The sequence below is a fragment of the Rhizobium sp. BR 315 genome, from assembly GCF_050577975.1.
Classification (GTDB): Bacteria; Pseudomonadota; Alphaproteobacteria; order Rhizobiales; family Rhizobiaceae; genus Rhizobium; species Rhizobium miluonense.
Window position 1 is genome coordinate 1 of sequence record NZ_JARWKZ010000007.1, and the last position, 12,820, is coordinate 12,820.

Genomic DNA, 12,820 nt, shown 5'->3' on the forward strand with positions numbered 1-12,820 from the left:
ACATTGACCTCGATCTCGCGCACCAGCTGACGTTCCGAGCGGATGCCGAAAAGATAACCGATGAACAGCGCCTTGAACATCAATGTCGGATCGAGCGGCGGCCGGCCGTTGTCGGCGCAATACAATCCCGCAACGCGATCATCGATGAAAGTAAAGTCGATCACCGCATCGATCTTGCGAAGCAGATGATCTCTCGGCACCAGGCTGTCGAGCGTCACCATCTCGAGACCCGTCTGTTCGGCAGCAGGTTTCTTCAACATGTCCCATTGAATCAAAAACCTCCGGCCAAAGCCAGAGGTTTGTCAGCAGTCTGAAGGCCCCCCTCGGGGGCCTTTTCTATGTCTTTAGCAGAATTGGATCGCGGCAGCGGCGGCATGCTACCCGCGTCAGCGGCCGGCAGCTCAACTTGCCAGGTGGCGCCAAGCACCGCGTATCGCGCCAACTCCTCATTCTTGCTTGTTAAATAAATATCTTGATTAATCGCGCGTTCATTTTGAAGCCGCTATTGAGAAGCGTTAACTGTTTCCAACATCTCATGTCTGAACTTAGCTATTTCCCTTCATGCCAATGAAGAACCCGAACACGAAACGCTAGCTCCCAACTGCGCATCTTGTTTGGTTAGAATACACGGTCGGATATGATCTCGATAATGATCTCAATAGAAGAGCAGATGCCATGGTGCCTCAAAATTCAGCGGGCGGTTCGACCGCACAGGCCAAATCGCCTCACACGGATCTCGACTTCGGGATTCGCTCTCCTCTTTTATCGAATGATCAGCTGAGAGCGAAGGCCACGCAGTTTGCGGAACGCCGGCAGCTTGACGTCACGAGCTTCGAAAATTTCGATTTCTTCCAGAGACATCGCGAAAACGAGAGCGAGATCCTGCGGGTCTACAAATCCGCAGCGGCAGATGTCGACGCGGGCGAAAGCATCACGCCGGCGACGGAATGGTTGCTCGACAACCACTACATCGTCGAGGAGGCGATCCAGGAAGTCCGTCGCGATTTCCCGAAGAAATTCTATCGCGAGCTGCGCACCATCAAGCTGAATGGGGTCGATGTCCCCCGCACCCTGGCGCTTGCCTGGCTCTACATGGCGCATTCCCACAGCAATATCAGCAATGCCGGCATGGCGGCCGCGACCGAAGGTTTCCAGGACGTACAGACCCTGCATATCGGCGAACTCTGGGCGCTGCCGTCGCTCGTTCGCTACGTGCTGATCGACAATCTCAGGCGCGTTGCGACACGGATCGACAAGAGCCGCGAGATGCGCGGCATCGCCAACGATGCCGCCAACAAGGCAATCGCTCTCGGAGATGCCAAGTCCGTCGAATTCCTCGAGACGCTGGCCGCCAATCTTAGCGATTCGACCTTCGTCACCCAGCTGCATTATCGTCTGCGCAACGCCCTTGAGCCCACCGAGGCCGCGCTTGGCTGGCTGGAGGCAAAGCTTGCCGCCAATGGTGCCGATGCCGAAACCGTCATGTCGGTCGAGCAGGGCCGGCTTGCGGCCGGCAATACGCTGATGGGCAGCATCATCAAGAGCCTCAGGGAGATTAACGATACCGATTGGTCGACCTGGGTCGAAGAGGTCAGCAAGATCGACAAGCTTCTGTGGAAGCAGACGGATTATGCCGAACTCGACTCCGGCTCACGCAATTCCTATCGCCGTCAGATCGAAAAGCTCGCAAAACGCAGCGAGAAGACGGAGCTCGATATCGCAGAAGCGGCAATCCAGCTCGCCGAGCGCGCAAGCGCCAGTAGCAAGAATCCTTCGTCCGCAGCCAGCAACGTCGGCTACTTCCTGGTCGGTGCGGGACGTCCCGCGCTTGAGACGGAGATCGGCTTCCGCAAACCGCTCGGCGTACGGTTCATGCGTGCGATCCGCCGTTTGAACTGGCTTGCGATCGCCATACCTGTGCTCACCCTGACACTGCTGGCGCTGATTGCCGTTGGCGGCGTTTTCGTCAGCACGGGCATTCCCCTTGTCGCGACGATCGTTCTTCTGCTGGCATTCGCGCTTCCGGCCTCGGAAGGCGCGACAGGTCTCTTCAACTTTTTCGCCACCTTCTTCATCGCCCCTGATCGCCTGATCGGCTACGAATTCAAGAAGGGCTTGCCGGCAGAGGCCCGCACGCTCGTCACCATTCCGAGCCTCATCGGCAAACGCGAGCATGTGGACGAATTGATCCGCAATCTCGAAGTTCATTATCTCGCCAACCCGCGCGGCGAAATCTACTACGCCCTGCTCAGCGACTGGCCCGATAGCCAGGAAGAACAGAACGCGCGTGATCTTGAAGTTCTCGACTACGCACGTCGCCAGATGGCCAATCTGGATGCGCGCTATGCCGAGAACGGCAAGCAGCGCTTCTACCTCCTGCACCGTCGTCGCCTCTACAATGAGGCCGAAGGCGCTTGGATGGGCTGGGAGCGCAAGCGCGGCAAGCTGCATGAACTGAACATGCTGCTGCGCGGCGATCCGAACACGACCTTCCTTCCCGGTGCCGATACTGTGCCGCAGGACGTGAAATACGTCATGACCCTGGATAGCGACACGCGCATCATTCGCGATACGGTGACCAAGCTCGTCGGCAAGCTGCATCATCCGATCAACCGTCCGGTTTTCGATGCCAAGAGCCAGCGCGTCGTCGACGGCTATAGCGTCCTGCAGCCGCGCGTCACGCCGTCGCTGACGACGGGCAAGGATGCGTCGGCCTTCCAGCGCATCTTCTCGGTCAATCGCGGCCTCGACCCCTACGTCTTTGCGGTCTCCGACGTCTATCAGGACATCACCGGCGAAGGCACCTTCACAGGCAAAGGCCTCTATCACGTCGACGCTTTCGAAGCCTCGCTGAAGGGCAGGATCGCCGAAAACTCGGTGCTGAGCCACGACTTGCTCGAAGGCTCGATGGCCCGCTGCGCCCTGGTGACCGACTGCGAACTCGTCGAGGATTTCCCCATCCGCTACGAAGTGGAAGTCTCGCGCCAGCATCGCTGGGCTCGGGGCGACTGGCAGCTTCTTCCTTATATCTTCGATCCGAAGCGTGGCGTGACGGCGCTCGGCCGCTGGAAGATGGCCGACAATCTGCGCCGTTCGCTGACGCCGATCGCCTGGTTCCTGGCGTCCGCTCTCGGCTGGTACTGGATGAGCCCGCTTGGCGCGCTCCTCTGGCAGATCGTGTTGATCTTCAGCCTGTTCGTGGCGCCGACGCTGTCTTTGATCAACGGCATCATCCCGCGCACGAGCGACATCATCCTGGGCGCGCATCTGCATATGGTCTGGACCGATATCCAGAATGCGAACGCCCAGGTCGCGTTGCGTGTCGTCTTCATTGCCGACAGCGCATGCGTCATGGCCGATGCCATCCTCCGCTCGCTCTATCGTCTCTTCGTCAGCCACAAGCTGATGCTGCAATGGCGCACCGCCGCAAGCGCCCAGGCCTCGGCGCAGACCACCGTCCTTGGCCACTACAAGGTCATGTGGCGCGCTCCCGTGCTTGCCATTCTCGCGCTGCTTTTCGCCATGTATTCCGGCGACAGCGCCTATCTGGTCGGAGTTCCCTTCATCATTCTCTGGGTGCTGTCGCCAATGATCGCCTGGATCGTTAGCCAGACGGCGGAGACCGAAGACCGGCTGGTCGTTCCCGACAAGGTCAGGAGCGAGCTTCGCAAGATTGCACGGCGGACCTGGCGCTACTTCGACAATTTCGTCGTGCCCGGCCAGCACTACCTGCCGCCTGATAACGTGCAGCAGACGCCGCACGCCGTCGTGGCGATGCGCACCTCGCCGACCAATATCGGCGTCTACCTCCTGTCGGTGATTTCGGCGCGTCACTTCGGCTGGATTTCGTTCGAGGAAGCGGTCAAGCGCATCGAGCAGACGATCGACACCACCGAGAAGCTCGAAAAATATCGTGGCCACTTGTTCAACTGGTATCACACCGACACGCTGAAGCCGCTCGGCCGCAAATACGTCTCGTCGGTGGATAGCGGCAACCTGGCCGGCCATCTGATCGCCGTCGGCTCTGCCTGCCGTGGCTGGGCACAGGCGCCTACCGCTCAGATTCACGGTAGTCTCGACGGTATCGGCGATATTGTCGGTATTCTTCGCGAGGTCCTTGCCGAGCTTGCGGATGACAACAAGACGAGCCGCGACCTTCGGGATCGCGTCGACGAGCGGATTGCCACTTTCGAAAACACGCTCGCCGCTGCCAAGCAGAAGAAAGAATTCTCTTTGGCCGGTACCGAGCGGCTGGTGGAAGATGCCCGCGAGATCGGCAAGCTTGCCGGCAATCTCGACCAGGAGGTCAAGACCGCGCGAAGCGGGGAGGTCGTCTATTGGGCCGGCAGGCTGGTGGCAACCTGCGAGCTCCATCTGGTCGACAATGCCCTCGATCAGGCGAAGATAGACGCCATCTCCGAAAGGCTGATCAAGGTCGGCAGTCGCGCCCGCGATATTGCTTTCGCCATGGATTTCAGCTTCCTCTTCCGGCCCGAGCGCCGCCTGCTGTCGATCGGTTTCCGGGTCGAGACCGAAGAGGTCGATGCCGCCTGCTACGATCTGCTGGCATCCGAAGCGCGCCTGACCAGCCTCTTTGCCGTTGCCAAGGGCGATCTGCCGACGGAGCACTGGTACAAGCTCGGACGTCACGTCGTTCCTGTGGGACCGCGCGGTGCGCTGGTCTCCTGGTCGGGCTCGATGTTCGAATATCTGATGCCGCCGCTCGTCATGCAGGAGCGTCAGGGCGGTATCCTCAATCAGACCAACAATCTGATCGTTCAGGAACAGATGAATTATGCCAAGCACCTCGGTGTCGGCATTCCCTGGGGCATCTCGGAAGCGGCCTTCAATGCTCGCGACCACCAGATGAACTATCAGTACAGCAATTTCGGCGTGCCGACGCTCGGCCTGAAGCGCGGCCTCGGCCAGAATGCCGTCATCGCGCCCTATGCTTCGCTGCTGGCAAGCCAGTACAATCCGATCGCCGCGCTTGAGAACCTCGAAAAGCTCAGGGCCGTCGGTGCGCTCGGCATGTATGGTTTCCACGATGCCGTCGATTTCACGCCGAGCCGCGTGCCGGAAGGCAAGAAGTGTGCGGTTGTCTACAACTACTATGCCCACCATCATGGCATGTCGATCGCAGCCGTTGCCAACGTCGCTTTCGACGGGCTTCTGCGCGAGCTCTTCCACGCCGATCCGGTGATCGAGGCAGCCGAGCTGCTGCTGCAGGAAAAGGCGCCGCGCGACATCCCGGTCATGGCCTCCAAGCACGAGACCGATGCTCCGGCAACCATCCAGGGCGATCTCATGCGCCCAGAGGTGCGTCGCGTCGAAGACCCGGCCTCTCGGGAGCGGGAATTGCTGCTGCTCTCCAATGGCCGCTATTCGACCATGCTGACGGCGACCGGCGCCGGCTACACCCGTTGGAGCAACCTGTCCATCAATCGCTGGCGTGCCGATCCGACGGAAGACCGCTGGGGTTCCTTCATCTTCCTGCGCGACACTGCGTCGCACGAATGGTGGTCCGCCACCGCCGAGCCGCGCTCGATTGCCAACGAGCATGTTCGCGTCACCTTCAGCGACGACAAGGCTGAATTCGTCAAGACTATCGGCGAATTGACCAGCGAAATGGAAGTCTTCATCGCGAGCGATCACGATGCGGAAGGCCGCCGTCTGACGATTACCAATTCCGGCACGGAAGACCGGGTGATCGAGATTACCTCCTATATGGAGCCGGTTGCCACGCTCGATATCGTCGATACGGGACATCCTGTCTTCGCCCGCATGTTCGTGCATACCGAGATCGCCAGCCGTGGCGACGCCATTTTCGTCGAGCGCCGCAAGCGCGGGGTGACCGATCCGGAAGTTGCGATCGCGCAGCTTGTCGTGGATGGTAGCGATGGAGACGGCCCGACCCAGTTCGAAACTGACCGCATGCGTTTCCTCGGCAGGGGACGCACGTTGACGGAAGCCGCCGCCTTTGACGAAGGCGCTACGCTTTCAGGCACGGATGGCTTCACCATGGATGCCTGCGTCTCGCTGCGTCGCATCGTGCGCATTCCGGCCGGCCAGAAGGTCAGCCTGGTCTTCTGGACCATCGCAGCCGGAAACCGGGCGGAGCTCGAGACAGCGGTGGAGCATTATCGCCAACCGGATAGCTTTGCCCAAGGCCTCGTCCAGGCATGGACCCGGACCCAGAAGCAGCTGCGCCAGATCGGCGTCAACTCCAAGGAAGCGGCGGCCTATCAGCGCTTTGCCCGCTACATCGTCTATCCCGAGATGTCGCTGCGCGCGGACAAGCAGGCAGTTCGTGCCGGGCTCCGGTCTCAGTCAGTTCTCTGGGGAGCGACCCTCTCCGGCGACGCGCCGATCATGGCCTTGCGCATCACCGACGAGCTCGGCACCGATCTCGTCAAGGAATTGCTGCGCGCTCAAGGCTTCCTGCAATCGCGCGGCGTCGAGGTCGATCTCGTGATCTTCAACGAGCGCACCGGCGAGGACGCCTCGGAGATGCAGCGTACGATCGACCAGCTTTGCGATGGCGCGCGCCATGCAAGCGAGGCCGCCGGCATTCAGCGCAACATCTACGTCATTCGCAAGGATATGACCGCGCCCGACGTCTACGATGCGATCATCGCGTCGTCGCGCATCGTGCTGCGTGGACGGGACGGAAGCTTGAACGATCAGCTGGAACGGGCTCGCTCGGTCGCAGGATCGCCGGCGCTGCTCGGCCAGTGGGGCGATTCCACCCTCGTGCCGAGAATGACACGCAGCAAGGCCGCGTCGGCGACCGGCGACGGAAGCGATCTCACATTCTGGAACGGCTATGGCGGCTTCGCTAGTGATGGTAGCGAATATGTCGTGCGCCTTTCAGGCGGCGAGCAAACGCCGCACCCGTGGGTCAACATCATGGCCAATGAGAGCTTCGGCTTCCATGTCTCGGCCGAAGGTGCCGCCTTCACGTGGAGCCAGAACTCCCGCGACCATCAGCTGACGCCCTGGACCAACGACATGGTCATCAACAGGCCCGGCGAAGCCTTCTACCTCAAAGATCTCGACCGCGGTTCGGTCATCGTTCCCTATGCTGCCCTGGCACAGAATTCGGATACGAGCTTCGAGGTCCGTCACGGCCTGGGCTATTCGGTCTTCTCGACCGTCCAGGACGAGATTGCGCTGGACGTCACTCAGACGCTTGACATGCAGAAGCCGGTTAAGCTGACGCAGCTTCGCATTCGCAACACTGCGAGCGTCGCCCGCAAGCTTCGTCTCTACGGTTATGCCGAATGGATTCTCGGCAACAACCCGACCAAAAGCAAACCATACATCGTCTCCGAATTCGATCGGGAGACCGGCGTGATCTTCGCGAACAATCCGTTCAGCGTCGACTTTGGCGGGCGCGTGGCGTCGTTTGCGGCGAGCGAAAAGCCCTCCAGCGTCTCCGGCAGCCGCCGCGAATTTATCGGCCGCCATGGAACGATCCAGCAGCCTCGCAAGGTTTCGGCAGGCTCTCGCCTGTCTGACGTGATTGAGCTTGATGGGGATCCGGCAGCGGCGATGGCCTTCGATCTGACGATCGAGTCAGGTGAGGTGCGCGACATCTGCTTCTATATGGGCGATGCAGGCTCGCGCGAGGAATCGGCTGCCCTTATGGCGGAAATCCGCTCGGTCAGCTTCGACGAGGTGCTCGGCAAGACCAAAGACTTCTGGAAGACGTTTACGGGCAAGACGCGGGTTTCGACCCCGGATCAGCGCTTCGATTTCATGGTCAATCACTGGCTGCCCTATCAGACGCTTAGCTGCCGCATCATGGCGCGTACCGCCTTCTACCAGTCGAGCGGCGCCTGGGGTCTGCGCGACCAGCTGCAGGATTCTCTGGCCTTCCTGCTGCATTCGCCAGAGATTGCCCGCAAGCAAATCCTGAATACCGGCCGTCGCCAGTTTGCGAAGGGTGACTTCCAGCACTGGTGGCTGGCCGATAGCGGTGCCGGCGTCAGGACGAATATTTCGGACGATCCCGTCTGGCTCGCCTATGCGGTCGACCAATATTGCACGGCGACCGGCGATACGGCGATCTTCGACGAGATGCTGCCCTTCGTCGAAGGGGCCGAACTCAGCCCCGGCCAGTACGACGCGTTCCTCGTGCCGCGCGTCTCCGCCGAGAAGGCATCGCTCTACGAGCACGCCGCTCTTGGTCTCGATCTGGCGATCAAGCGCTCGGGAGTAAACGGCCTACCGCTGATGATGAGCGGCGACTGGTGCGACAAGATGGATCGCGTCGGCATCGATGGCCGTGGCGAAAGCGTCTGGCTCGGCTGGTTCCTGGCTGGTTCGCTTCGCCAGTTCATCGGCTATGCCGAGGCCCGCGGCGACACGCAGCGCGTTAGCCGCTGGTCGGAACACCTGACCAAGCTGAAGGAAGCGCTCGAAACTGCCGGCTGGGATGGCGACTACTATCGTCGCGGCTATTACGACAACGGTGCGCCGCTCGGCTCCAGCCAGTCCGATCAGGCAAAGATCGACTCGATCGCCCAGTCGTGGAGCGTTCTGTCCGGCGAGGGCAATCCGGAGCGCAGCGAGATGGCAATGAATGCCGTTCTCGAAAAGCTCGCGGATAAGGAAGGCGGGTTCATCCGGTTGCTGACGCCGCCCTTCTCGAAGCCGACCAACGATCCCGGCGTCATCAAGGCCTATCCTCCGGGCGTTCGCGAAAACGGCGGACAGTATACTCATGCCGCCGTGTGGACCACGCTCGCCTTCGCGCGCATGGGCCGGTCGGAAGATGCCTGGCGCTGCTTTGAAATGCTCAACCCGATCAATCATTCGCTCGATAAATCGGCGGCGGATGTCTACCGCGTCGAGCCCTACGTGATTGCCGGCGACGTCTATGGCGAAGGCGCTCTCAAGGGTCGCGGCGGGTGGAGCTGGTACACCGGCTCGGGCGGCTGGCTCTATCGTACGGCGATAGAGGGCATCCTCGGCGTCCGCGTCGAGAACGGCCATCTCCATGTAAAGCCGGCGCTGCCGGCAAAGTGGGACAACTTCTCGGCGGATCTCGATTTGCCAAGCGGCAAGTACCAGGTGTCGGTTTCGAAGGACGCCGCGGGAGACCGATATTCGGTGACGGTCAATGGCGTCGCCCTCGATCATCTCAATGAGGGATATCGGCTCGAGTCCGCGCATTAGAAAATGCATTTGGCAAAAGGCCGCCTGGTGAAAACCGGGCGGCCTTTTGTCGTTGAATGCCGGCAATCCGGCAGCACGTCGCGCGCTAGTACGATTTGCTCTGGTCGCCATCCGCCCGATTTTTCAGAGCGCAACGCCGAAGCGAGTGGCAAAAAGCAATTTGAGGCGGATGACGTCCTGCGGAATAATCGTGGCATCGATCAGGGATATCCGGCTGTCGATATTGTGCTGCGGCGCGTAGATATGCCGATAGCCGGCCGGACAGGTTGTGGCGATCATCATGTCAAGCGAGACGGAGAGGCAAGCATACAGGGCCGATCGACCACCGCGCCGGTTTCAACGATTGGCACGGCGCTGGACATGTAGACAGGTTGTCCCGCGGGATGATTGCAATTTTCGCCGGATGCTACGCAGCCGTGCAGGAAATCCCAAGAAATTTCCGTAACGGCGGCCCTGCTGCTGGCCGCTACATCCGCTCGCCGGGCAATTGGCTTGCCTGTTTCACCCAATCGGCAAGCTGTACCTCGTCGATCGGATCACCCTCATGGATGTTGAGATAGCGTGTCTGCTCGCTTTTGGAGTCGCCCGGTGGAACCGGTTGAAGCGACCTGCCGCGGAAGAAGGCGACTTTCACATATTTCGCGAAGCAATGAATGCCGAGAAACCAGCCATCGCCCTCGATGCCGTAGAGCGGAGAATTCCATTTGACCGCCTTCTGTACATCGGGGACAGCTCTGGCGACGAGCGCATCGAGGCGGCGGCCGACATCGTTTTTCCAGCCCGGCATGGCGGCGATGTATGCCTGCACCGGTCCGTCGCCATAACCCTTGGCGATCTGCGGATTACCGCCCGAAAGTAGTGTGGGGCCTGATGCGGCCTGTTCGGGCTCGGCCGTCATCTCTGACTTGGATGTTCTCTTCGCCATTGCTTTTCTCCGCGGCTGCCGTCGGGCCTATGGTATAGAACTGATTTGGTATACGATCCTCATTGTTCCAGAGAGGCCATGGGCTTTGCTGGCCAATGAGGCGCATATCCATCTGCGATCAAAGCGTAGCGCCGAAGTGGAGTCAGAAATTGAGCACAGCGTTCATGAAGGAAGAAAGTGCCGAGACGGCTGCGGAAACCCTGCTGCCGGACCGGGCTATCTCACCGCATCCGAACCTTGTGACCGAGGCTGGATTGAAGGCACTGGAGCAACAGCTCCAGCAGGCACGCGAGGCCTATGAAGCGACGAACGGGATCGAAGACGTCAACGAGCGCCGGCGGCAGGCCGCCATTCCCTTGCGCGATGTGCGCTACCTCGTCGAAAGGGTGCGAACTGCCGAAGTCATGCCGGCACCGGCCTCCGCAGATGTCGTCGCTTTCGGGAGCACGGTGACCTATAGCCGCGAAGACGGGCGCGTTCAGAAATATCGTATCGTGGGCGAGGACGAGGCCGACCCCAAGGCAGGGTCGATTTCTTACGTATCCCCTGTGGCAAGGCTCCTGATGGGCAAGTCTGTGGGCGATCTCGTCATCCTCGGCAACGAAGAGCTGGAAATCACAGCGATCGAATAGGACCTCCGTCGCGGAATATTGCGGCCCTCGGACCTGCGACTTCGTCGTTGGCGGGCAAGTGAATGCTTTGCTTCCTCCCGAGACATGCGCTGTTTCAGCAACACACCATATGTACGCGCTGTCACATTTTGTCACATTTTATTAGCTCCTTGTAAAAGGCCTGCTCCGAACGCATCGTGCCGCTGGGAGGCGGAGCGCCATGCTTCGAGATTGGCACTGAACTTGACGTCGAGAGGCCCCAGGTTTGTTCATCGCGCAAGTTCATTTGACGAATGGAGTTACCATGAACATCAAGAGCTTGCTTATCGGCTCCGCTGCTGCGTTCAGCGTAGTATCCGGCGCTCACGCGGCCGACGCCATCGTTGCCGCCGAGCCGGAACCGTTGGAATATGTTCGCATTTGCGATGCTTTCGGCGCTGGCTACTTCTTCATTCCCGGCACCGAAACCTGCCTCAGAGTGGGCGGCAAGGTGCGCACGGAAGGGCAGTGGAAGGACCCTTACAATCGAAGCAGCAGCTTTGGCACAAAGTGGCATACCCGCGCCGAGCTGAACCTCAACACCGCGACCGACACCGAATACGGTCCGTTGAAGACCGAGACCATCGTTCGCTGGGATTGGAACGACGGCAACGCCACCAGCACCAACCTCTTGTGGGCCTATATCACGCTTGGCGGCTTCACCGTCGGTAAGACAGACTCGCAATACAACCAGTTCATCGGCTATGCCGGCGATGTGATTCAGGACGACGTCATTTATGACGGCCCCTACGAACTCAACCAGTTGACGTACAACTACGATAGCGGCACCGGCTTTACCGGCGTCATTTCGCTCGAAGACAGCAATTCCGGATCCACCACCAGCGCTTATGGCGGAAGCTGGCAATTGTCGGAGGCCAACCACTACGCTCCGAATGTCGTTGCCGGGCTGGGCTACAAGGCTGGCGCTTGGCAGTTCCGCGTCGTCGGCGGTTATGACTCCATCGTCGAGGAAGGTGCCGTCAAGGCTCGTATCGACGCCGATTTCGGCGTGTTCTCCGCCTTCCTGATGGGGGGCTGGAACACTGATGGCAGCAAGCTCAACCAGTATGCCGGATCGAACCAGAACGTTTCTGCCTGCACGACCTCTTCCGGTGTTGTTCATGGCGCAGATTGCGGCTGGGGTGATTGGGCTGTCTGGGGCGGCGTCGGCGTGCCGATCAACGACAAGCTGAAGTGGAACGTCCAGCTCGCTTATACCGACTCCAAGATCTTCGAGGCGACCACGAACGTAAAGTTCAATCCGGTCAAGAACCTGCTGATCGAGCCGGAAGTGACCTATGTTCACTACGATCTTCCGGGTGACGATTCCTTCTCGGGCATCCTGCGCTTCGAACGGACTTTCTAACCCTATTTGGTTTGGTTCAGCCTCCAATCCGAGATTAGGCCCGGTATGTGCACCGGGCCTTTTATATTCCATCAGAAGCAATTGAAAATCCTGCCCGGCCCGAGCCTGCAACAGATGGGATGTGGCCCAAGGCGGTTTTCCGCTTGACCACGTTGAGTGATGTATTAGTGAGCAATCGGCCATGGCAGCTGCTTGCAGTCCAGCGAAAAGGAAGCCGGCTCACAGTCATAAATGTGATGCTAATGATGGGATATGTCACCTCCTAGCGTCGTTCAGTGCCGACTAAAGGAAGCCCTCATGAAGATGATCATCATACTTGCCGCAATCGGAATGATTTCCACAGATGCCATGGCGATGTCGGCCCACGATTCCAAGTCGATGACTTGCTCTGCCGTCCACGAAAAGGTGTCACAGGAAGACTCTATAGTCCTGAGATACCCGTCGCATCATCCAGGCCTGATGATGTATTACCGAACCGTTTCCAATTCGATGTCGTGCCTCGGCCAGGGTGTTATGGCCAGCGCCAGCGTCCCGACAAGTGACGAGCCGAGCTGCAAGATAAAGACCTGCAGCTTCACCACGGGCAAAGGGCCGAACAAGAACCACTGAATAGGCTGCGCGAGACCTTTTGCCGTCAAGCGCGAGGAATTGTTCCACAAAGTCCGTTGTTGCGACAATATCCTGACAAGAGAGGCG

Annotated in this window: 7 protein-coding genes; 5 read left to right on the top strand and 2 right to left on the bottom strand. The window is 59.8% G+C overall.

The features are described from left to right. Window positions 1-260: transposase (locus QD409_RS10085; RefSeq protein WP_430762598.1), on the bottom strand; the 260-nt coding region annotated here is incomplete at its 3' end. 415 nt (window positions 261-675) lie between these two features. Here QD409_RS10085 and QD409_RS10090 point away from each other — a divergent pair. Then, window positions 676-9,183 (top strand): GH36-type glycosyl hydrolase domain-containing protein, encoded by an 8,508-nt coding sequence (locus QD409_RS10090; protein WP_430762599.1) that lies wholly within the window; start codon window positions 676-678, stop codon window positions 9,181-9,183. A gap of 9 nt (window positions 9,184-9,192) precedes the next feature. Beyond that, the gene (locus QD409_RS10095; RefSeq protein ID WP_430762600.1) at window positions 9,193-9,549 is read left to right on the top strand and encodes a hypothetical protein; all 357 of its coding nucleotides are present in this window, start codon (window positions 9,193-9,195) and stop codon (window positions 9,547-9,549) included. Between the two features lie 100 nt (window positions 9,550-9,649). On the opposite strand, the gene QD409_RS10100 is transcribed toward QD409_RS10095, so the two are convergent. Continuing rightward, window positions 9,650-10,108, bottom strand: a complete 459-nt coding sequence (locus QD409_RS10100; RefSeq protein WP_430762601.1) for a DUF1801 domain-containing protein — start codon at window positions 10,106-10,108, stop codon at window positions 9,650-9,652. A 149-nt stretch (window positions 10,109-10,257) separates the two neighbouring features. Between QD409_RS10100 and greA the strand changes: the two genes are divergently transcribed. The 3 genes from greA (at window position 10,258) to QD409_RS10115 (ending at window position 12,733) form a co-directional block, all read left to right on the top strand. After that, a complete protein-coding gene (gene greA / locus QD409_RS10105) occupies window positions 10,258-10,740 on the top strand; it encodes a transcription elongation factor GreA (RefSeq protein ID WP_430762602.1) in 483 nt (160 codons plus the stop codon). 283 nt (window positions 10,741-11,023) lie between these two features. Continuing rightward, window positions 11,024-12,124, top strand: a complete 1,101-nt coding sequence (locus QD409_RS10110; RefSeq protein ID WP_092844749.1) for a porin — start codon at window positions 11,024-11,026, stop codon at window positions 12,122-12,124. Between the two features lie 297 nt (window positions 12,125-12,421). Further along, on the top strand, window positions 12,422-12,733 hold the full coding sequence (locus QD409_RS10115; RefSeq protein WP_092844747.1) for a hypothetical protein: 312 nt from the start codon (window positions 12,422-12,424) through the stop codon (window positions 12,731-12,733). Window positions 12,734-12,820: the final 87 nt, after the last annotated feature.